The organism is Nocardioides sp. L-11A (assembly GCA_029961745.1).
In the GTDB taxonomy this organism is placed as follows: domain Bacteria; phylum Actinomycetota; class Actinomycetes; order Propionibacteriales; family Nocardioidaceae; genus Nocardioides.
This window is the reverse complement of the sequence record CP124680.1, coordinates 1,009,033-1,030,342: the sequence shown is the minus strand read 5'-3', so window position 1 is coordinate 1,030,342 and position 21,310 is coordinate 1,009,033. Positions and strand designations below refer to the sequence as shown.

Genomic DNA, 21,310 nt, shown 5'->3' with positions numbered 1-21,310 from the left:
GTCCACCAACATCAGATTTCAGCTGGGCGAACGAGTCCACGGCTCATTCACCCGTCGGTTTCGAGACCGTCACCTCGATCGACGACGCGGGGCCGTACGCCTGGTCGTAGTCGCTGCTCAGCCTGAGGACCACTCCCGCAGACAGTCTCCGGACCAGACACTGGCCCCGTGACACCGGGGTCGGGCCGAGCGTGGTCCGACCGCCGGGAGTCCGGAGGTCGTGATCCCCGAGGTGGGCTGAGACCTTCCCGACGAGCCAGAGCTCACTCGTCACGTGGTTGAGGATCGCCGCCGAGACACGCCAGTCGGCACCCGCCGCCTGGCAGCGCCGGGTCGCGTCCGGGAAGTCCGCACTCCACCTGTCCAGCAGCGCGGTCAGGTCCGGGTCGCCATCCAGTCGGTGATGGAGGATCCCGGCCAGCATGAGCGCCGCCCTGCCACCGGCCGAGGGGGAGCATCCCTCGCAGGCGCAGAAGGCCGTCGGCGGGGCGGGGGCGATGACAGCAGCGAAGCGGTCCGTCCGCAGGACCAGGTCGTCCCGGCGGTCGCTGGACTCATCGGGGCTCATCGCGCACTCTTCTCTTCGTCCCTGAGGTTCGGCTTCGGCGCGGTCGGCTGCCGCGCGGCGGTCGCCGCCGACGCCGCGCCCCGCTCCGGCTCACAATCGCGGTCGAAGGCGTCGGCGCGGACGACGTGGCCCCAGGTGTTCTTCATCCATCTGTCGAAGATCTCCTCGTCCTCGAGCAGCGACCTCGGCTGCCTGCACACGCGCGACATCGACCCCGCCGCCTGCTCCGGCCAGGTCACCGTCCACAACGGCGAGCCATGGACCTGGGCCACGAACGCGTCCATCGTCGCCTGCGTCCCGAAGATCGTCGCCGACGCGTAGAGAGCAGCCACCAGCGCGGCCTGATCGAGGTTCCCCTGGATCGACTGCCGATCGCTCGGCACGGGGCGCTCGGTGGTCGCCGGGGCGGGCACCTCCTCCCCCACCACCTGCCAGGGCCTGGCCGCGCTCAGCGCCGCCGCATCATAGGTGCCCCACATCAGCGTCTCAGCGAAGGAGTCGGCCGACCGGCCCATCGGTACAAAGACGAGCCCCCGGGACTCGTAGAGACCGCGTCCCGGCGAGGCATCGAAGCGTCGTCGGGCGAAGTCCTCTGGCCCCAGGTGGGTGACGCCGACGGCGAGGACGGTCGCGACCAGCTCGCCGGTGTCGGGATCGAGACGTCCCGAACGGTCGGGACGTGGTCGCGTTCGCGAGGTGGCCAGGAAGACGGCTCGGGCGGCCGACTGCACCTCGGTCGTCCTGAGTCCGAGCTCCTCCCTGAGCTCGCGTCGGATGCCTGCCATGACGTCCACCGCACCGAATCTGTCCGCGTCCCGGGCGTCCCCCTCGACCGACAGCTCGACAACTCCTCCCGCGGCCGGTCCGAGACCCATCCGCCCGTTGGACACCTTGTCGGACCGCGCCATGAGGACGAAGAAGGGCTGGTCGTCGATGACGGAGATGATGCCGATCTTGCCGTTGAGGAGGACGGCTCGCCGCGGCCCGTCCTCGCGTGGGAGAGCCCGCGCTCCGACCGTTCGGCCATGGCCCGTCCCGTCCTCGGCGAGTCGGAATCTCTGCAGGTACGGGTCCTTGGCGGCCGGGAACAGCTTCTTGCACTGCCAGCCATCGGGTCGTTCCGGGGCCAGGGGCGGCTCCGTGCTCCGGTAGTCCGACTCGCCGGTCTCGAGGACGATGGCGACGCCGTCCGACCCCTCGAGCTGACAGACCTCGACGCCGATGAGAGTCGGTATGCGTCCGTTGTACTCGCCGAGCCGGGGAGCGTCAGCGGGATTCGCCGTCCCGTCCGACCGTCGCACTGCGAGGTCGTACGGGCGGCGCGCGCCCCGCGCACCTGCAGGCAGGCCCGCCCGCCCGTGCCATTCTCCCGTGTGCCAGGCCACGACCCGGTCGGCCGCATCCGTCTCCCCGGCGGCGAGGTCGGCCACGACGACGGCGCCCGTGACGGCCGACACGGCCTCGGCGAACCTCGCCTGGTCGGTTCGCTTCGGATAGCGCGCCTGGATCAGGTCCCGGAACTGATGGCAGTAGTCCCGGATGTCGATGAGCAACGCCCGGTTCTCCTGCCAGCGCTCGTTCAGCAGGTACCGGACGCGCAGGCCCTCGTGCCGGCGCTCGAGACCCTCGGCGACCAGGGCCCGGAGCGCCGAGTACTCCGTGGTCCGATAGGCGACCAGGTCACGACGGTCACTGCCACAGACGTACGCGACCACGAGCGCCACGTCATCGACCGCATCAGGATTCCTCATGATGAAGGTGAGCCTCCGGGCGACGGCATGACCGGTCCTGGCCTCGGCACTCCGCAACCGCTTCAGGCCGAGCGGGCCGAACAGCGCGCGTCGGGCGGACCGCCACGGCTGCAACGCATGCCGTCCGTCGAGGACGCGCGTGGCCACCACCACCCCAACGACCGCGAGACCGACCGGCTCAGCACTGACGACCTGCGCCGCCGCATCGCCGAGCGCCCCGAGCGCGCCGGACCAGTCGACCGACCTGCCCCACATAGGCGGTGATGCTAGTCCTCTGCCGGCGTCGCGACCTCCGAATCGAGAAGACACGACGACCTGTCCGGCTCACTCCCAGATCGTGGCGATCGGGAGGCTCCACAGCCGGGCGCCGTAGCGGTGTCCGCGCGGGGCCGTGTTGAGCACCACCCCGCCGCGGAACCGGCCGCCGGCGCGCCGGGCGAGCGCCTGCAGCGCGCTGAACTGGTGCGGTCGCAGGCTCGCGGCGGTGCGTACCTCGATGCCGAACAGGCTGTCGTCGGGGAGCTCGACGACGAGATCGACCTCGAGGCCGTTGCGCTCGCGCAGGTGGCTCACCCGGTGCTCGACCCGGCTGGTCCCGCGCTGACGCAGCAGCTCGGCCGCGACGGCGCCGCGCAGCAGGCCGGTGAGCAGGCGCCGGCCGCCGAGGTCCTCCAGCCCGGCGCTGGTGACGCCGGTGAGGTGGCGGGCCAGCGCCGGGTCCGCGAAGACCGCCGCGGGGCGGCCGATCGCCCGCTTGGCGACCGCCGCCCGGCAGCCGGGGAGCAGACGCAGCACGTCGAGGCGGACCAGCACGTCGACGTACGGCGAGAGGGTGGTGACGGGGAGACCGGCCGCCGTCGCGATGCGGGCCTTGTTGAGCTCGGCCGCCGGCGGGTCCGCGAGGGCCGCGAGGACGGCCTGCAGCCGGTCCGGGTCGAGGCGCCGGAGCCGGCCGGCCCGCCGGGTGATCGCGCTCGGCTCGTCGGCCAGCCCGGGCCGGTCGAGCAGGGCCAGGTAGTCGCCCAGCTCCCACGCGGACCGCACCTCGTCGGGCGCCGGGGCCCGGGAGCCCAGGCGGGCGACGAAGTCGGCGGACACGACGTGCAGCGTAGGAGATGCCGCTCAGGTGACCCGGCCGGGCGCCGGGCGCCGCGCCGCCTCCACCAGCACGCCCCGGATCCCGCGGGCCGTGTCGGCCCAGCTCGCGACCACGGCGGGCGGGCGCCTGCGCTCGGGCTCGGCGAGGAGCGCGGCCATCGCAGCGCCCAGGCCGTCGGGGGTCGCCGCGGCGGTCACGACGCGGTCGCCGTGGATCGCGGACAGGCCGCTGTCGTGCGTGGACAGGACCGGGATCCCGAAGTAGCGCGCCTCGGCGACCGGGAGCCCGAAACCCTCGTCGGACGACGCCAGGACCACGAGCCGCGAGCGCTGGATGAGCTCCTGGTAGACCGGCGTCGCGACGTAGCCGGGGAAGTCGATCGCGTCCTCCAGGCCGTGGGCCGCCGCGGTCCGGCGCAGCTGCTCGCGCAGTCCCCCGGCCGCACCCAGCACCACCAGGCGGGGCCGGGAGCCCAGCCGCTCGTGGGCCACCCGGAGCGCGCGAACGACCAGGTCGGGGCGCTTGTTGGGGTGGTGCCCGTAGGTCACCACGAAGGGGTCGGCGTCGGCCTCCGGACGCGCGACCGGCCAGGTCCGGGGGTGATCCTGGCCGTTCTCCACCGTCACCCGGCGCGCCCGCGGCGCGATCCGGGCGGTCTCGGCGTCGGTCTTGGAGGAGATCTGGATCGAGCGGGTCGCGTGGGTGGCTGACCATGCCCAGAGCCGGCGGTAGAGCCGCTGGTGCCGCGGGAACTCGTGCGGGTGCCTCACGTGGCGCCAGTCGTGCGCGATGCACACCTGCGGCCGCCTGCCCGCGAACGGGCTCACCAGCGGGCTGACCGACAGCAGCGCGTCCGCCCCGCACCGGCGCGCGACCAGGCCGGCGCGGACCCATTGCCCGAACGCCCGCGCCGCGAAGCCCTCGGGGACGACGTGCACGCTCGCCGACGGATGTCCGGCGAGGACCCCGGCCACCCAGGGGGCGCCGACGACGACGAGCTCGTCGTCGGGGGCGACCTGCTGCCAGGCGCGGAGCAGCTGCTCGGCGTACAGGCGCATGCCACCGGAGTCGGCGGGCGCGCCGAGCACGTCGATGACCAGCCTCACGCGCGGATCCCCACGCGCGGATCGTAGTGACGGCACGACCCCGGCGCAGGCGCTTTCGGCGTACCGAGGGGGACGACTCCGCGGCAAACTCGTCGATTTGTCTGAGAGGCGGCCACGAATGCCGCCGTACCCCGTCCGCCATGGCACGATGAGCGGGCCCTGAAGGCAGTGGAACCCCCGAAAGGACAGGTCGCCCAGGCATGACTCAGACGCACAGCGACTACCGCCTCAGCCAGCTGGACCAGCTGGAGGCGGAGTCGATCCACATCTTCCGCGAGGTCGCGGCCGAGTTCGAGAAGCCGGTGCTGATGTTCTCCGGCGGCAAGGACTCCATCGTGATGATGCGCCTCGCGGAGAAGGCGTTCTACCCCGCGAAGATCCCGTTCCCGGTGCTGCAGGTCGACACCGGCTACGACTTCCCGGAGGTCCTCGCCACCCGCGACAACTGGGTCGACCGCCTCGGGGTGAAGCTGATCGTGGCCAGCGTCGAGCAGGCCATCAAGGACGGCATCGTCGTCGACGACGGCAAGACCTCGCGCAACCGCCTGCAGATCGGCACCCTGCTCAACGCCATCGAGGAGAACGGCTTCACCGCCGCCTTCGGCGGCGGCCGCCGCGACGAGGAGAAGGCCCGCGCCAAGGAGCGCGTCTACTCCCACCGCGACGAGTTCGGCCAGTGGGACCCCAAGAACCAGCGCCCCGAGCTGTGGAGCCTCTACAACGGCCGCCTGCACGAGGGCGAGCACATGCGGATCTTCCCGATCTCCAACTGGACCGAGCTCGACATCTGGGACTACATCGGCCGTGAGGGCATCGAGATCCCCAGCATCTACTTCTCGCACCAGCGCCGCGTGTTCCAGCGCGACGGCATGCTGCTGACCGAGAGCGAGCACAACCCGCTGCGCGACGGCGAGGTCGCCGAGGAGCGCACCGTCCGGTTCCGCACCGTCGGCGACCTGACCCTGACCGGCTGCGTGGAGTCCGCCGCCAGCACGATCCCCGAGATCATCGAGGAGGTCGCGGTCGCCCGGGTCACCGAGCGCGGCGCGACCCGCGGTGACGACCGGTTCTCCGAGGCCGCCATGGAGGACCGCAAGAAGGAGGGCTACTTCTGATGTCCGCGACCAACATGGACCTCCTGCGCTTCGCCACCGCCGGCTCCGTCGACGACGGCAAGTCCACCCTCATCGGCCGCCTGCTGCTCGACTCGAAGTCGATCTTCGAGGACCAGCTCGAGGCGGTCGAGGCCACCAGCGAGGCGAAGGGATACGACTACACCGACCTCGCGCTGCTGACCGACGGCCTGCGCTCCGAGCGCGAGCAGGGCATCACCATCGACGTGGCCTATCGCTACTTCGCGACACCCAACCGCAAGTTCATCATCGCCGACACCCCCGGGCACGTGCAGTACACCCGGAACATGGTCACCGGCGCCTCCACCGCCGACCTCGGCCTGGTGCTGGTCGACGCCCGCCAGGGCCTCACCGAGCAGTCCCGCCGGCACGCGGTGATCCTCTCCCTGCTCCGCGTCCCGCACCTCGTGCTGGCCGTGAACAAGATGGACCTGGTCGGCTTCGACCAGGCGATCTACGAGAAGATCTACGCCGAGTTCACCCAGTTCGCGACCAAGCTGAACGTCCCCGATCTCGAGGTCATCCCGATCTCGGCGCTGCAGGGCGACAACGTGGTGACCCGCTCCGAGAACATGCCGTGGTACTCCGGCCCCACGCTCATGCACCACCTCGAGCACGTCCACGTCGCCTCCGACCGCGACCTGATCGACGCCCGCTTCCCGGTCCAGTACGTCATCCGGCCGAAGTCCGACGAGTTCCACGACTACCGCGGGTACGCCGGGCAGGTGGCCGGGGGCGTCCTCAAGCCGGGCGACGAGGTCGTCGTCCTCCCCTCGGGCATGACGTCGAAGATCGCCAAGATCGACCTCTTCGACACCGAGATCACCGAGGCGTTCCCGCCGATGAGCGTCACCGTCCACCTCGAGGACGACGTGGACGTGTCCCGCGGCGACATGATCGCCCGGGTCAAGAACGCCCCGTCGCCCAGCCAGGACATCGACGCGATGATCTGCTGGATGACCACCACCCCGCTGCAGCCGCGGCAGAAGCTGGCGATCAAGCACACGACCCGCACGGGCCGCGCGCTGGTGAAGGACATCCAGTACCGCCTCGACGTCAACACGCTGCACCGCGACCAGGGCACCAACGAGCTCGGCGTCAACGAGATCGGCCGGGTCACCCTGCGCACCACCGTGCCGCTGCTGTGCGACCCGTACTCCAAGAACCGCACCACCGGCTCGTTCGTGCTGATCGACGAGGCGACCGGCGTGACCGTCGGCGCCGGCATGATCAACGGCTGACCACCGACCCGGCGCATCTGAACGCCCAGATCGCATCGACCCGTCGCGTTTGAACGCGACGGGTCGATGCGTTGTGTGCGGGTCGAGTCCGTTGTGCGGGTCGAGTCCGCGGCGGGTCAGCGCTGGGGGCGGAAGTGCAGTCCGATCTCGGGGTCGACGAGGACCTCCTGGGCGGCGGGCAGGCCGTCGACGACCAGCGGGGCGGCCACGTCGGTGTTGCGCTTGACCAGGGCGAGGGCGATCGGGCCGAGCTCGTGGTGGCGCGCCGACGAGCCGACGACGCCGACCGCCCGGCCAGCGCCCTCGGGCAGCACCTCCGTGCCACGGGCGGGCAGCCGGTTCTCGGAGCCGTCGAGGTGGAGCAGGGTGAGCCGGCGCGGCGGACGGCCCAGGTTGTGCACCCGGGCGACCGTCTCCTGACCGCGGTAGCAGCCCTTGTCGAGATGGACGGCGGGCAGCCAGGCCTGGTCCGGGTCGGCGGTGAGGGCCAGCCAGCCGACCTCGTTGGGGATCGTCCGCTCGTCGGTGTCGAGGCCCAGGCGCGGCTCGCCCCGGGCGATGCGCAGCGCCTCGTAGGCCCACAGTCCGGCGGCCGGACCCGCCGCCTCGGCGTACGACGCCAACTGCTCGCGCGGCACCAGGTCGTGCTTGCCACCGGCGGCTGCCGGCCGCCAGGCCACGGCGAGCTCGGCGGTCACGTCGGCGACCTCGACCCGGAGCATGAACCGCATCCGGTCGAGGAAGTCGAGCAGCGCGGCCGCCCTGCCCGGCTCGGTGTGGGCGGTGAACGCCTCGCCGTCGTCGACGCCCGAGAAGGCGTGCTCGACCCGGCCCTGGGCGTCGAGCAGGAGGGCGGAGGTCCAGCGGCCGGGCTCCAGGCCCTCGAAGTACTGGGTCGTCATCGAGTGCAGCCAGCTCAGCCGGTCGGGGCCGCTGACCCGGATGACGTCGCGGTGCGAGAGGTCGACGAAGCCCTCGCCGGCCGCCAGGGCCCGCTGCTCGCCGTACAGGCTGCCGTAGTGGGCGGCCACGCCGGCGTCGATGCCCTCGCCGGCGACGGCGCCGGGGAGGGCGAGGAGGGGGCTGGTGCGCAGATCGGTGCTCATGTCAGGTCCCGGTAGTGCTCGAGGAGGCGGGTCAGGGTGCCGAGGGCTGTCTGCATCTCCTCGATGTGTGCCGGGTCGAGCGTGCGGAGCATCTCCTTGATCTCGGTGCTCGACACACCCGAGGTGCGTGGCAGGTACCTCACCTCGCAAACGTCGGACAGCTCGTCGAACTTCCCGGCCCAGTCGTCGCCCATCACGAACAGGTCGACGCCGTGCTCGACGATGTCGGCGCGCTTCTGCTCCCACGACCGCTCGGGGACGACCAGGTCGACCCCCTTGATCGCGGAGACGATGGCCGCCCGGTCGTCGTACGACACGACCGAGCGCTTGCCCTTGCCGGCGTTGAACTCGTCGGTCGAGACGCCCACGATCAGCCGGTCCCCCATGTCGGCGAGACGCTCGATGAGCCGGAGGTGGCCGATGTGGAACAGGTCGAAGGTGCCGTAGGTCAGCACGGTGGTCATCCGGTCTCTCCTTCGCACCGGGCGCAGCGCCCGAAGACGGTGAGGTGACCGAGGTCCGGCGTGAACCCCCGGTCGGCGAGGATCGCGACGAACGGCGCCGCCTCCGCGGCGTCGACGGAGATGATGTCGCCGCAGCCCCGGCACACCAGGTGGAAGTGCACGTGCCCCCGCGTCGAGTGGTACGTCGGGGAGCGGTCGCTGAGATGGGCGTGGCGGATCAGGCCCAGCTCCTCGAGCACCTCCAGGGTCCGGTAGACCGTGGAAGGGTTGACCGTGCTCACGGTCTGCTGGACGTGGGCCAGGACCTCGTCGGGCGTCGCGTGACCGAGCGCGTCGACCGCACCGAGGATCAGCTCCCGCTGGGGCGTCAGCCGGTAGCCCTTCTCACGCAGCGCCGCGCGCCAGTCGGGGTCGTGATCGTGATCGTGGTCGTCAGGCACGCTTGAGCCTCGCCCACAGGTGCGGCTGCAGGGCCTGGCCCATCGCGGCCATGTCGAAGGCGTAGAGCAGGTCGCCCTCGACGTTGCCGTAGAGGCGCTTGCCGGCGGCGTACTCCTTGGCGGTCTCGGTGCGCGCGACGGCGTCGGTGGTCCATTCGAACTTGCCGTTGTCGGCCTCGCCGTGCCAGATCTCCGCGATCCCCGTGTTGTGGGTCAGCAGGATCTCGAACCTCCCGTCGCCGACCCCGCGGATGAAGCCGGTCTCGATGGCGGCGTCCCGGACCTTCTCGCCCTGCTCGTCGACGATCCAGGCGCGCGCCATGTAGTGGAAGAACGGCCGTCCGTCGTGGGTGAAGATCAGCTCCTGGCCGAACTGGAACTTGTCGATGGTGGGGTAGTCGCCGTGGCCGTTGCCCCGCCAGGTGCCGAGCAGCCACGCGATGGGACCACAGTTGGGGTGCAGGTTGTCGGGGAGTTCGAAGGCCACGAGGGCCAAGTCTAGTTGGGCTCCGCGCGGACGTCAGCGGCTGCCGGCGCAACCTGTCACGGGAGCGCCCGACGATCTAGCATGCGCGGATGCAGTGGCGCCCGACCCTCGACGCGGTGGGCCTGGCGTCGGCGTTCGGCGGTTGGTCGGCCATCTTCCTGGCGCAGGTCGCGCAGCCGCTGCTCTGGGTGCTCCCGGCGGGGTTCGCCGTCGGCGGCCTGTGTGCGGCCCGATACCCGCTCGCCGGCGCGGCCGTGGTCGGCTGCACCCAGGCGCTCGGACTCCTGCTGGGCGCGCCCGCGGAGAACGCGGCCGGCCTGCTGCCGGCCCTGGCCTGCCTGTACCTGACCGGACGCCGGGTCGCTCCGTGGCCCGGTCTCGCGGTGCTCGCCGCCTTCATCGCCGTCATCGCCGGGACGGGACTGGAGGCGGTCCGCGCCGTGATCGGCATGCTCCTGTTCACCGGCACCTGGCTCGTCGGCCGCGTCGCGGCCGAGGGCGCCACCCAGGTGCAGGCCCGGCGGACGATCGCCCAGGACCTCGAGGAGCGCGACCACGCGAGCCTCACCGCAGCCGTCGTGGAGCGGGAGCGGACGCTGATCCTGGCCAACTCCCTGCGGGTGGTCGGCGACGCCGTCCGCGCGATGCACGCCGACACCGCCCGCGCCGCCGCGACCCTCGACCGCGACCTGCTGGAACGGGTCGGCACCCGCGGCGAGACGGCGGTCGCGGACCTGCGCCGGGTCCTCGGCCTGCTGCGCTCCCCGGCGGCGCCCGCCGAGACGCGCCGCGAAGCCGGACCGGGACACGCCGCCCGGGACGAGCCCGACGCCGGTGCGAGCCGGCTGCGGTCGAGTGACGCCCTGCTCGGCGTCGCCCTGGCCCTGCTCGGCCTCGGCGAGGCGATGCTGGCCGACGCGAGCACCCTCGCCCTCGCGCTGGCGGTCCTGATCCCGCTCACCCTCGCCGCGCGGCGAGCCGCGCCGGTGACGGCCACGCTGGCCTGCGCGGTGCCGCTCGCGCTCGCCTGGGTCCTCGACGTCGCCCTCCCCCACGGCGGCAGCGAGATGGCCACGCTGGCCCTGCTGGCCTGGACCGTCGGCTCGCTCCGGGACCGGCAGGGCGCGGCGACGGCGCTCGCGCCGGCCGCACTGGTGCTCACCGTCACCCTCTCCGCGCTGAGTCACACCTCGCTGACCCTGTCGGTGATCCCCTTCTGTGTCGGCATTCTCGCGTACGGCGCCGCCCTGGCCGGAACCGTCCGGCGGCGTACCCACCACCAGATCGACCGCCGCATCCGCGATGCGCAGACCCAGCTGCAGGCCAGCCTCGACCATGCCGTCGCCTCCGAGCGGCTGCGGATCGCCCGCGAGCTGCACGACATCACCAGCCACGCCGTGGGAGCGATGGTGCTCCAGGCCCGGGCGGCGGCCGTGCTCGCGGGCCGCAACCCGGACCGAGCGCGCTCCGCCATCGACAACGCCCTGCACGCCGGCGAGCAGGCGCTCACCGAGCTCACCCACCTCGACGCGATGCTCGACGACGCGCCGCTCGCCCTCGGGTCCGGCGAACTCGTCGCCGTGGCCGAGCGACTGGCGGGCACCGGCCTGCGGATCAGCATCACCGGCGAGTTGCCGGCGGACCCCGAGGTGGCGACCACCGCGCACCGCATCGTGCAGGAGGCGCTGACCAACGCCGCCCGGCACGCTCCCGGCGCCGCCGTCACCGTCACCCTCTCCCACGACGAGGACCGGCTCCGGATCCGGATCGAGGACTCCGGTGCCACCCGCGCCGGTCCCACCGCAGCCGGCTCCGGCTTCGGCCTCGCCGGGCTGAGCGAACGCGTCCGCCTCCACGGCGGCCGGCTCCGAGCAGGTCCGCACGGCGGCGGCTTCCTGGTGGAGGCCGCCATCCCGCTGCCCGCCGCCACTCCCCCGGCCGAGGTGCCCCCGACCCAGCCCGCGTGATCCGGCGGCGGTCGGCCGCCTTCGTCCACCGGACGTCGCTCGGGGGGCCGCACGCCCCAGGAATCGCTCATCTAGGCTCGACGCATGTCGCGCTCTCTGGTCGTGAAGGTCACCTGCGGTGCGGACGAGCCCGAGCGCTGCAACCAGGGTTTCACCGTGGCCGGCGCTGCGGCCGTCTCCGGGGTGACGGTGTCCCTCTGGCTGACCGGCGAGGCATCCTGGCTGGCGGTCCCCGGGCGGGCCGCCGAGTTCGAGCTGCCGCTGGCGACGCCGCTGCCCGACCTCCTCGACGCCGTCCTCGCCGCGGGGCGGGTGACGGTCTGCGCGCAGTGCGCGGCGCGGCGCTCGCTGACCGAGGCCGACCTGCTGCCCGGCGTACGGATCGCGGGAGCACCGGTGTTCGTCGAGGAGGCGCTCGGCGAGGGCGTCCAGGCGCTGGTCTACTGACGTGCGGGCGGTCCTGCAGCGGGTGTCGTCGGCGTCCGTGGTAGTGGACGGCGCCGTGGTCGGCGCGATCGACGCACCGGGGCTGCTCGTCTATCTCGGCGTCACCCACGACGACGAGGCGGCCGAGGTCGCCTGGATGGCCCGCAAGATCCGCGACCTGCGGATCCTCGACGACGAGAGGTCGGTCGGCGAGACCGGTGCCCCCGTGCTGGTCGTCTCCCAGTTCACGCTGTACGGCGACGCCCGGAAGGGTCGCCGCCCGACCTGGATCGCGGCCGCGCCGGGACCGGTGAGCGAGCCGCTCTACGACGCGGTGTGCGCCACGCTGTCCGCCGCCGGGACGCACGTCGAGCGCGGGGTGTTCGGCGCCGACATGGAGGTCAGGTCCGTCAACGACGGTCCGTTCACGGTCCTCCTCGACTCCCCCTGACCGTCGTACCGGACATTCCGGTCGTGAATTCGCCTGAATCACGACCGGAATGTCCGGTACGACGAGCCCTGTGGATGAGCCCGAGCACGAATCGGCCCCACGGCGGATCCTCTCCGGATGGACCTGCACCTCACCCGGCCGGGCGTCGTCGCGCCGACGCGGATCGATCCCCGCGGACTCACCGGGCCGACGCCCGGCCAGGCCCGCGGGCCGGCCTGGGACCGGGTCGGGCCCGGTCGCTACCGGCCGGCCGGAGCGCCGGACACCGTCGCGCAGCGGATCGTCGACGCCGTCGCCGCGCTGCCCGACGGAGGCGCCGCGACGGGCTGGGCGGCGCTCCACTGGCAAGGGGCCCGCTGGTTCGAGGGCCGCGCCGCCGACGGTACGCCGCTGCCCGTCCCCGTCGCGGTGGGCGACCGGCACGCGAAGCGCAGGCGCAGCGGCGTCCTCGTGTCGGAGGACTGGCTCTTCCCCGGTGACGTGACCGTCGTCGACGGCCTGCCCATCACCGTTCCGGTGCGGTCAGTGAGCTACGAGGCCCGTGTGGCTCGCGACGAGATCGGGGCGCTGCGCGCCATCGAGATGGCGGCGTACGACGACCTCGTCAGCGTCGCGGAACTGCGGTCCCACACCGCGCTCCTGGTCAGCCGGCCCGGGAAGAAGCGTCTCGAAGCGGCCCTGGACCACGCCGAGGAGAACGTGTGGTCGCCGATGGAGGTCGTCATGCGGCGGTTCTGGCAGCGACGCCACGAGCGCGCGCTGCTGTGCAACCGACCGGTCTTCGACCTGGCCGGCAATCACCTCTTCACGCCGGACCTGCTCGATCCGGAGGCGGGCGTCGCGGGAGAGTACGACGGCAGCGTGCACGAGGCCGGGCGCCGGCGGAGCCAGGACCTCGACCGGACGGAGCTCACCCGGCGCCTCGGCATCGAGGTGGTGACGATGATGGGTGGTGCCGGCGAGCAGCGCCGGTTCCAGCACCGCCTCGACGGCGCCTACCAGCGCGCCGGGAGCGGGACGCGGGCGTGGACGATCGAGCAGCCGGACTGGTGGGTCGACACCTCGACGGTCGCCCGGCGCCGCTCGCTCAGCCCCGCCGATCGCGAACGCTGGCTCGCGCATCGTCGTACCGGACAGAACGGTCGCGAAATCGCCTGAATCACGACCGGAATGTCCGGTACGACGATCACATCAGGCCGCGCTGCGACGGGAGAGCCGCAGTCCGACCAGGTACATCTCGCAGCCGAGGCAGAAGGCGAAGACGGCGTTGAGGAGGGCGGCGACGAAGGCGAACGCCGCCGCGACCTGACCGAGCAGCACCGCGCCGGTGGCGAAGCCGATGGTGGCGACGACGGCGAAGACCAGGCCGACCGCCTGGGCGAAGCGCGGCGGCGCGGGGTCCTCGAGCTCGGCCGGCGGGGCCAGCCGCGGGCGGACCAGGCGCCGGAACAGCAGGCCGGTGGGGGTCTTCTGGACGCCGAGGCCGGCGCCGATCGCGAAGAGCACCGCCTGCACGCCGGTGATCACGGCCGCGACGCCGGGAGCGGCGTCGGAGAGCAGGAGCGCGGCCGCGAACACCACGAGCGTGATCGCCGCGGTGAAGCGCGGGCCGCGCGGGTCGATCCCGCGGGGGGTGCTGTCGGTCATCAGGACTCCTGGAGCGCGGGAAGGGCGGCGAGCACCTGCTCGCGGCGCGGGGCGCCGGCGGCGCGGGTGATCTCGTGGCCGGCGCCGTCGAGGACGAGCGTCGTCGGCGTACGCCGGACGTCGAGCGTGCGGACCAGGTCGAGGTGCTGCTCGGCGTCGATCTCGACATGCGCGACGCCGTCGGTCCGGCCGGCGACGTCGGCCAGGACCACCCGGGTGGTGCGGCAGGGCGCGCAGAAGGCGCTGGAGAACTGCACGAGCGTCGCCCGCTCGCCGAGCGCCGCGTCGGGTACGGCGCCCGCGACCGCCGTCCACGTGGTCGGGGCGGCCGGGACCGCCGTCGCGAACCGGCCGTCGGTGCGGCGCCGGTGGAGGCCGAAGCCGACCGCGACGACGACGGCCAGCACGAGCAGCACGATTCCGGTCACGGTGTTCTCCAACGTCGGCGAGGGCGCACCCATTCCACGCCGGCCCGATCGGTCCGACCACGGGCGTCCGAGGCGTGGGCGGGTTTCCCAGGCGTGGGCATCCGTCAACTGACGGATGCCTCCCGACCCGCGGGCCCCGAGCTCGGGCAGATGAGCCGATACCGGACGTGACCTGGCGCACATAGTTTCGGGCCATCTCGGTCAGACCGAACCCTGGAGGACCCATGAGAAGCGCCATCCGTGCGATGTCGTCACGAACCAAGATGACGATCTTCTGGCTGCTGTTCGGCGCCAGCATCCTGCTCGCCGTCTTCCCGCCGCTCTACCTGGCGGGCAGCGGCATCGACAGTCCGATCCTCGGCGTCCCGTTCAGCGTCGCCTACTGGATCTTCGACGCCCTGCTCGCCACCGGCGCCGTCTGGCTGCTGTGGACCTTCGAGAACATCCGCGGCGAGGTGGGCGAGGAGCCCGAGGAGGTGGCGGCCTGATGACCTCCATGACCGGCTCCATGGCCGTCACCCTCGGGATGCTGACGGCGTTCTTCGCGCTCATCGTGTTCGTGCTCTACGCGACCAACCGCAACGCCAAGTCGTTCTCCGACTACGCCGTCGGCGGCCGCTCGTTCACCAGCTGGTACATCGCGATGTCTTACACCAACTCGTGGTGGCCGGGCGCGACGTACACCGCCTTCTTCGGCCTCAGCGTCAGTGCCGGCGTGCTCGGCTTCTACGCCCTGGCCTACTCGCTGCTGGGCGTCACCGCGATGTACCTGATGGCCGAGCGGGCCTGGCTCTGGGGCAAGCGCTACGACCTCAAGACCCAGCCCGACATGCTCGGCCTGCGCTTCGACTCCCAGGCCGTACGGGTGATCGCCAGCGCGATCGGCGTCGTGTGCCTGTTCCCGTGGATCGTGCTCGGCATGCAGGCGATGGGCCTGATCTTCCGCTTCGCCAGCTTCGGGCAATGGTCGGTGACCACCTGCCTGATCGTCGGCGTCGTGGTGATCGCGGTCCGCCAGATCTGGACCGTGCAGATGGGCATGCGCGGCCTGGTCATCACCGACCTGGTGCAGGGCATCGTGGCCTACGTGCTGGCCGCCCTGGTCTGCCTGGGCATCCTCTTCGGCCCCGCCGACTCCGGCGGCTTCACGGCGCTGAAGGACGTGCCGGACGCACTGCTCGTCGTCCCGGGCGACGGCGGCTCCTACGGTCCCTGGTACCTCTTCTCCCTCATCGTCACCGGCGTCATCGGCTCGCTGTGCTGGCCGACGAGCTACCAGCGGATCTACACGGCCAAGGGCGTCCGCAGCGTCAAGAAGGGCACCCTGCAGACGATGCTCGTCGCGGGCGGGTTCTACCTGATGCTCACCCTCGTGGCACTCGCCGCCGCGTCGATGACCGATATCGCCGGCGCCCCGCAGGACGGCTGGTTCACCCTGCTCTACGACCGCGGCGGCCAGTGGCTGCTCGGCATGGCGCTGGTCATCGTGCTCGCCGCGAGCATGGGCTGGATCGACGGCTGTGTGCAGGTCTGCGGCGCGCAGATCGCCAACGACATCGTGCACGTCATCTCGCCGCGCACCGACTTCCAGCTGAAGGTCGTCGCCAAGGGCTCGATGGTCGTCTACATGCTCGCCTCGGCCGTGGTCGCCTATATCGCCTTCGACTACCCACGGCTCCAGCTGCTGGCGCAGATGTCCTACCAGGGCATCGTCCAGCTCGCCGTACCGATGTTCCTCGGCATGTTCTGGAAGCGCGGGACCAAGACGGCCGCCCAGGTCTCCATGTGCACCGGCTTCCTCATCGCCGCGGTGCTCACCTGGCAGTACCCCGACGACATGCCCGGCCTCGGCAGCCTCACCGGCGGCGTCGTGGCGCTCGCGATCAACCTCGTCGTGTACGTCGTCCTGGCCTACGCGCTGCCCCAGCCGGAGCAGGAGCGCCGCCGCGTCGAGGAGCTGTTCGAGGCCGGCCGGTCGCGCCCCGAGCCGTCGCTCGCCCCGACCCACTGATCCCCGACCGACCCCCGATCCCCCCAAGGAGCTGTTCCCATGACATCGCAGGAGACCCACGACCGCGTGCTGGCGGCGGTGGACGCCCTCAAGGACGACCTCGTCGCCACCCTCTCCGAGGTCATCTCGATCCCCAGCGTGAACCCCAAGTACCCCGGTCAGGTGTACGACGACGTGGTCGGCCTGGAGGGACGGGTGTCGCGCCTCGTGGGCGAGATCTACGAGGACGCCGGCGCCGACGTGGAGTACTGGGCGGTCGAGAAGGGCCGGGACAACGCGGTCGGCACCCTCAAGGGCACCGGCGGGGGCCGGTCCCTCATCCTCAACGGCCACGTGGACGTCGTCCCGCCGGGCAATCCGGACCGGTGGACCTCGGGCGACCCGTTCTCCGGCAGGGTCGACGGCGACCGGGTCTGGGGCCGCGGCGCCAGCGACATGAAGGCCGGCCTCGTCGCCCAGGCGTTCGCGGTGAAGGCCCTGCAGCGCGCGGGCGTCGCGCTCGAGGGCGACCTCATCATCGAGGCCGTCGTCGGCGAGGAGGTGATGGACCACGAGTGCGGTGTCACCTCGACCATCGAGCACGGCTACCGTGCCGACGCCGCCGTCGTGGCCGAGCCGAGCGGGCCGACCAACCTCGGCGTGATCCCGGTGACGCCCGGACTGCTGTGGTTCTCGGTCACCGTGCAGGGCAAGGCGACGCACTCCTCGATGCGCGGGCAGACCATCCGCGCGGGCGGCGGCGGCAGCGCGGTCGGCGTCAACGCGATCGACAAGGGGATGCTCGTCTTCCAGGCCATGCAGCGCCTGGAGGAGGAGTGGGCGTTCACGAAGACCCACCCGCTCTTCGCGCCGGGCCACTTCACCATCCACCCCGGCGTCGTGCAGGGCGGGCCGCACGGCGTGCTCGTGCCGTTCATCCTCTCGGAGTACATGACCATCGAGTACTGCATCTGGTACCCGCCGCAGGACGACCCCGCGACCGTCAAGGCCGAGGTCGAGGCCCAGATCCGCGCGATCGCGCAGACCGACGGCTGGCTGCGCGAGCACCCGCCGGTGGTCGAGTGGAAGCTCAATTGGCCCGCCAACGACCCCGGCGAGGCGGCGCACGCGATCACCGCCGCCGTCTCGTCGGCCCACGAGCGGGTGTCGGGGCAGACGGCGTACCAGGGGCCGCCTCCGGTCGCCGGCTTCTGCGCCGTCGAGGACTGCTCCTTCCTCACCGCGGCGGGCATCCCGGCGATCAGCTACGGCCCGGGCGACCTGCGGGTCGCACACGCCGACGACGAGTACTGCCTCATCGACGAGGTCCACCTGGCCACTCGGACGTACGCCGCGCTGGCGCTCGACTGGTGCGGCGCCGAGTGACCCGCCCGACCACCCACCACTGAAGAAGGGACCGATCATGATCGACCTCACCGGCAAGAGTGCCGTCGTCACCGGAGGCTCCTCCGGCATCGGCCGCGCCGTCGCCACCACCCTGGCTCAGGTCGGCGCGCACGTCGTCGTCGCCGACCTGACCGAGCAGGCCCGCGAGGGCGGCGAGACCACCGCCGCGGTGATCGCCGCCGCGGGCGGCTCGGCCGAGTTCGTGAAGCTCGACGTCACGGCCAGCGCCCACGTGGCCTCGGTGTTCGCCGACCTCGACCAGCGCCTCGGCGGACTGGACATCCTGGTCAACAACGCGGGGGTGCTGCGTGAGGGCAGCGTGCACGAGACCGACGACGAGACCTGGCGCACCCAGTTCCTGGTCAACGTCGACGGCACCTTCCACTGCACCCGCGAGATGGTGCGTGGCCTGCTCGCCCGCGAGAGGCCGGGCAAGATCGTCAACATCAGCTCGATCAGCGGCTTCCGGGGCAATCCCGGCTTCGCGGCATACTGCGCCACCAAGGGCGCGATCGTGAACTTCACCCGCCAGGTCGCCCTGGACTACGCGGGCAGGGGGATCAACGTCAACGCGGTCGCGCCGGGCTTCGTGACGACCCACATGACCGCGCTCTACGACCAGGCCACCCACGACGCGCTCGCCGGCCAGACGCCGCGCGGTCGCTGGGCGAGCCCGCAGGACGTCGCCAACGCGGTGCTCTTCCTGGCCAGCCCGCTGGCCGACCACGTGGTCGGCGACAACCTGCTGGTCGACGGCGGCTGGACGATCGGCACGCCGGTCGCGCTGGACGCCTGAGGCCGCGCGAAGGCGTCAGGTGCGCGCGAGCAGGGGGGTGGACGGGGTGGAGACCGTGAGCGGCACGATGCCCTCGGCCACCGCCTTGCTCGCCGCGGCCACCCGGGTCGCACAGCCGAGCTTGGCCAGGATGTGCTCGACGTGGGTGGCGACCGTGCGCGGGCTGAGCGAGAGCGACAGCCCGATCCCGGGGTTGCCCAGGCCTGCGGCGACCAGGGTGAGCACCTGGACCTCCCGCGGCGAGAGCCGGTACGGCGCCGCCGCCTCGCGCAGCGTGACCAGCACGCCCGTCGCCAGCCGGGTGGTGCGCACCTCGTGGCACCGTCCCGAGGGCGAGACCCAGGCGAACCGGGCCGGCGGGCCGTCCGGGCGGGCCAGCAGCTCCGCGGTCAGTGGGGAGTCGTCGGCCAGCCAGCGGTCCCGGCGCAGCCCCGGCAGCGCCACCAGGCGGCGGTCGGCGGTGATCAGGCCGGCCTCGGCGGCGTCCTCGAGGAGCTCGGTCCAGCTGTGCCCTTCCGGTGGGCGCATCGCGTCCATCAGCGGCGCGATCACGCGCTGCAGCGCGATCAGGATCTCCACCGCGGAGTCGCTGATCGGCAACGGGGAGTCGGAGCTCAGGTGCAGCGCCCCGGTGTAGCGCCCGTCGCGGGTGAAGAGACAGGTCGTCGACCCCTCGGCGAAACCGCCGGGGATGAACACCTCGTGCGCGCTGAACATGTCGCGGTAGTTGGGGATGTCGCACCAGCGCAGCGGCCGGGGGTTGCGGAAGCGCATGGTGAGGAACGCCGGGTCGCCGTTGACGAAGCCGTCGTTGAGATAGGTCAGCACCGGATCGGAGTAGCCGATCTCGGCGATGGTGAGATGGCGCTCCTCGACCGGGTCGAAGGTCGAGAGCGCCGCCGCCTCGAGCGGGATGGCCTCGCCGATGCGCTGCAGGACGGCCGTGGCCCGGACGGTCGCGGGCGTGGGCTCGACGCAGATGGCAGCCACGTCGGCCACCAGGTCGAGCGGCGAAGGACGGCTGCTCATCGGTTCTCCCTGCTGACGATCGACCCAGACTACTCTCCCCGCGCCCTCGTCGTACCGGACAGAACTGCTGCGAATTCGACGGATCCACGACCGTTCTGTCCGGTACGACGGGGGTCAGCCGGACCGCTCCTGGGTGTCCTCGAGCACGATCCGGCCGATGGTGTCGTAGCGGTCGGGGGCGAAGCGCTTGGCCCACAGGGCGAAGCCGATGCCGGCCACGCCCACCGCGCCGACCACCCACGGCGACAGCTTGAACACGATGTCGCTGGCCGCGGAGCCCGCCGCGAAGCCGGCGTTCTCGATCAGCAGCCAGATCACGTAGATCATGCCGACGCCGCCGATGAGGGGCGCGGTGAGCGTGCGGAACCAGTTCGCCGTCTCCGGGTGCTTGCCCTGGACGTGGAAGTAGGCGATGCAGGCGAACGCCGCGAGGGCCTGGACGATCATGATCGCCGTCGTCCCCATGATCGCCATCAGTGCGTAGAGCTGGCCGTAGGGATCGCGGTCGGTGGCGAAGAAGAGCAGCACGATCGCGGTGGCGACGCCGGTCTGCACGAAGCCCGCGATGTACGGCGAGCCGTGTCGTGGGTGCGAGGCGCCGAGCGTCCTGCCGAAGCCGGGCACCAGGTCCTCGCGGCCGATCGCGTAGATGTAGCGCGAGGCGCAGTTGTGGAAGGCCATGCCGCAGGCGTACGAGCCGCTCATCAGCAGGAACTCGAAGAGCACGACCGCGCCGTGGCCGAGGTGCTGCTCGACCGGCCCGAAGAAGATCTGGCCGGCGGTGGCGCTGTCCTGGGCGAGCGCGACGGCGTTGTCCGGGCCGGTGCCGACGATCGCCGACCAGGACACGATGACGTAGAAGAGGCCGATGCCGAGCACGGACAGCATGGTCGCGAGCGGGATGATCCGCTTCGGGTTGCGCGACTCCTCGCCGTACATCGCGGTCGACTCGAAGCCCACCCACGACCAGAACGCGAAGAAGAGGCCGATGCCGGCCGAGCCGGCCACGACGAGCGTGGCGCCCGTGTCCGCGTTCGTCACGCTGCCCTCCAGGCCCTGGAAGGCGTTGAGCGGGTTGAGCGAGCCCAGCGACCAGCCGTCGGGACCACCGCCGGAGGCGAGGATCGAGACCGTCATCGCGCCGAGCATCACGATCTCGGTGACCAGGAAGACGCCGAGCACGACCGCGGTCAGGTTGATGTCGAAGTAGGTCAGCGCCGAGTTCACGCCGAGCATGAGCAGCGCGTACCAGATCCAGGAGATGTCCAGTCCGGTGTGCGTCGCGAAGAAGTTCGCCGCGAAGAACGAGAAGATCCCGACCAGGGCGGCCTCGAACACGACGTACGCGAGGGTGGTGAGGGCCCCGGCGCCCATCCCCACCACGCGGCCCAGGCCGTGGGAGATGAAGCCGTAGAAGGCTCCGGTCGAGGTGATGTGCTTGGCCATCGCGGAGTAGCCCAGCGCGAACAGACCGAGCACGATCGTGGCGACGAGATAGCCGGCGGGGGCGTTCGCCCCGCTGCCGAAGCCGATCGCGATGGGCACATTGCCGACCATCGCCGTGATCGGCGCGGCGGTCGCGACCGCCATGAACATGACCCCCACCAGGCCGACGGCGTTCGGCTTGAGGCGCTGGACCTTCGCGCCGGTCTCGGGTACGGCGCGCGTCTCCTCTGCAGACATGCGGACTCTCTCTCCCGTGCCGAGGCGGCACGTCCGGGTTGTGTCCTGGCTCACACCAGGCCACGCATGCTGGCACTACCGAACAGACCAA

21 protein-coding genes and 1 pseudogene are annotated in these 21,310 nt (G+C 71.8%); 10 read left to right on the top strand and 12 right to left on the bottom strand.

The genetic code is table 11. The features are described 5' to 3' along the window. Positions 1-43: 43 nt before the first annotated feature. The 4 genes from QJ852_04715 to QJ852_04700 form a co-directional block, all read right to left on the bottom strand. Entirely contained in the window at positions 44-568 is a 525-nt protein-coding gene (locus tag QJ852_04715; GenBank protein ID WGX97740.1) for a hypothetical protein, read from the bottom strand. After that, positions 565-2,574 carry a hypothetical protein gene (locus QJ852_04710; GenBank protein ID WGX97739.1) on the bottom strand — a complete coding sequence of 670 codons (2,010 nt, stop codon included), beginning with the start codon at positions 2,572-2,574 and terminating at the stop codon, positions 565-567. Before QJ852_04710 ends, QJ852_04715 begins: the two co-directional genes overlap by 4 nt. A 69-nt stretch (positions 2,575-2,643) precedes the next feature. Beyond that, positions 2,644-3,417 carry a DUF4143 domain-containing protein gene (locus tag QJ852_04705; protein WGX97738.1) on the bottom strand — a complete coding sequence of 258 codons (774 nt, stop codon included), beginning with the start codon at positions 3,415-3,417 and terminating at the stop codon, positions 2,644-2,646. Positions 3,418-3,441: 24 nt separating this feature from the next. Then, positions 3,442-4,524 (bottom strand): glycosyltransferase, encoded by a 1,083-nt coding sequence (locus tag QJ852_04700; GenBank protein WGX97737.1) that lies wholly within the window; start codon positions 4,522-4,524, stop codon positions 3,442-3,444. Positions 4,525-4,724: 200 nt separating this feature from the next. Here QJ852_04700 and cysD point away from each other — a divergent pair, with 200 nt between their 5' ends. Both cysD and QJ852_04690 read left to right on the top strand, forming a co-directional pair. Beyond that, on the top strand, positions 4,725-5,639 hold the full coding sequence (gene cysD / locus QJ852_04695) for a sulfate adenylyltransferase subunit CysD (protein ID WGX97736.1): 915 nt from the start codon (positions 4,725-4,727) through the stop codon (positions 5,637-5,639). Further along, positions 5,639-6,898 (top strand): GTP-binding protein, encoded by a 1,260-nt coding sequence (locus tag QJ852_04690; GenBank protein WGX97735.1) that lies wholly within the window; start codon positions 5,639-5,641, stop codon positions 6,896-6,898. Before cysD ends, QJ852_04690 begins: the two co-directional genes overlap by 1 nt. Positions 6,899-7,014: 116 nt before the next feature. Here the strand turns inward: QJ852_04690 and QJ852_04685 are convergent, their stop codons facing one another. The 4 genes and pseudogenes from QJ852_04685 to QJ852_04670 form a co-directional block, all read right to left on the bottom strand. Then, positions 7,015-8,004, bottom strand: a complete 990-nt coding sequence (locus QJ852_04685) for a folate-binding protein (protein ID WGX97734.1) — start codon at positions 8,002-8,004, stop codon at positions 7,015-7,017. Positions 8,005-8,090: 86 nt separating this feature from the next. Next, a pseudogene (locus QJ852_04680) lies at positions 8,091-8,468 on the bottom strand (adenylyltransferase/cytidyltransferase family protein). Next, positions 8,465-8,908 (bottom strand): Fur family transcriptional regulator, encoded by a 444-nt coding sequence (locus tag QJ852_04675; GenBank protein ID WGX97733.1) that lies wholly within the window; start codon positions 8,906-8,908, stop codon positions 8,465-8,467. Before QJ852_04675 ends, QJ852_04680 begins: the two are co-directional and overlap by 4 nt. Beyond that, the gene (locus QJ852_04670; protein WGX97732.1) at positions 8,901-9,395 is read right to left on the bottom strand and encodes an FABP family protein; all 495 of its coding nucleotides are present in this window, start codon (positions 9,393-9,395) and stop codon (positions 8,901-8,903) included. The genes QJ852_04675 and QJ852_04670 overlap by 8 nt, the downstream gene beginning before the upstream one ends. 89 nt (positions 9,396-9,484) lie before the next feature. Between QJ852_04670 and QJ852_04665 the strand changes: the two genes are divergently transcribed. The 4 genes from QJ852_04665 (at position 9,485) to QJ852_04650 (ending at position 13,397) form a co-directional block, all read left to right on the top strand. Then, positions 9,485-11,362: a histidine kinase gene (locus QJ852_04665; protein ID WGX97731.1), complete on the top strand. Its 1,878-nt coding sequence runs from the start codon at positions 9,485-9,487 to the stop codon at positions 11,360-11,362. An 84-nt stretch (positions 11,363-11,446) separates the two neighbouring features. After that, positions 11,447-11,809, top strand: coding sequence for a DsrE family protein (locus tag QJ852_04660; GenBank protein WGX97730.1), 363 nt, complete (start codon positions 11,447-11,449; stop codon positions 11,807-11,809). Position 11,810: 1 nt separating this feature from the next. Beyond that, positions 11,811-12,239 carry a D-aminoacyl-tRNA deacylase gene (dtd, locus tag QJ852_04655; GenBank protein WGX97729.1) on the top strand — a complete coding sequence of 143 codons (429 nt, stop codon included), beginning with the start codon at positions 11,811-11,813 and terminating at the stop codon, positions 12,237-12,239. 117 nt (positions 12,240-12,356) lie between these two features. Continuing rightward, on the top strand, positions 12,357-13,397 hold the full coding sequence (locus QJ852_04650) for a hypothetical protein (GenBank protein WGX97728.1): 1,041 nt from the start codon (positions 12,357-12,359) through the stop codon (positions 13,395-13,397). A 33-nt stretch (positions 13,398-13,430) separates the two neighbouring features. On the opposite strand, the gene QJ852_04645 is transcribed toward QJ852_04650, so the two are convergent. Continuing rightward, complete coding sequence (locus QJ852_04645) at positions 13,431-13,886, bottom strand: DUF4395 domain-containing protein (protein ID WGX97727.1); 456 nt, start codon at positions 13,884-13,886, stop codon at positions 13,431-13,433. Then, positions 13,886-14,314, bottom strand: coding sequence for a thioredoxin family protein (locus QJ852_04640; protein ID WGX97726.1), 429 nt, complete (start codon positions 14,312-14,314; stop codon positions 13,886-13,888). The genes QJ852_04645 and QJ852_04640 overlap by 1 nt, the downstream gene beginning before the upstream one ends. Before the next feature lie 245 nt (positions 14,315-14,559). Here QJ852_04640 and QJ852_04635 point away from each other — a divergent pair, with 245 nt between their 5' ends. The 4 genes from QJ852_04635 to QJ852_04620 are packed head-to-tail and all read left to right on the top strand — an operon-like array spanning position 14,560 to position 18,507. Next, positions 14,560-14,802, top strand: a complete 243-nt coding sequence (locus QJ852_04635; GenBank protein WGX97725.1) for a hypothetical protein — start codon at positions 14,560-14,562, stop codon at positions 14,800-14,802. Continuing rightward, the gene (locus tag QJ852_04630) at positions 14,802-16,325 is read left to right on the top strand and encodes a sodium:solute symporter family protein (protein WGX97724.1); all 1,524 of its coding nucleotides are present in this window, start codon (positions 14,802-14,804) and stop codon (positions 16,323-16,325) included. Before QJ852_04635 ends, QJ852_04630 begins: the two co-directional genes overlap by 1 nt. A gap of 39 nt (positions 16,326-16,364) precedes the next feature. Next, entirely contained in the window at positions 16,365-17,690 is a 1,326-nt protein-coding gene (locus QJ852_04625; protein ID WGX97723.1) for an ArgE/DapE family deacylase, read from the top strand. A 37-nt stretch (positions 17,691-17,727) separates the two neighbouring features. Further along, on the top strand, positions 17,728-18,507 hold the full coding sequence (locus tag QJ852_04620; protein WGX97722.1) for an SDR family NAD(P)-dependent oxidoreductase: 780 nt from the start codon (positions 17,728-17,730) through the stop codon (positions 18,505-18,507). A 15-nt stretch (positions 18,508-18,522) separates the two neighbouring features. On the opposite strand, the gene QJ852_04615 is transcribed toward QJ852_04620, so the two are convergent. Both QJ852_04615 and QJ852_04610 read right to left on the bottom strand, forming a co-directional pair. Continuing rightward, positions 18,523-19,536, bottom strand: a complete 1,014-nt coding sequence (locus tag QJ852_04615) for a LuxR C-terminal-related transcriptional regulator (GenBank protein WGX97721.1) — start codon at positions 19,534-19,536, stop codon at positions 18,523-18,525. A 114-nt stretch (positions 19,537-19,650) separates the two neighbouring features. Then, a complete protein-coding gene (locus QJ852_04610; GenBank protein WGX97720.1) occupies positions 19,651-21,219 on the bottom strand; it encodes an APC family permease in 1,569 nt (522 codons plus the stop codon). Between the last annotated feature and the right edge of the window lie 91 nt (positions 21,220-21,310).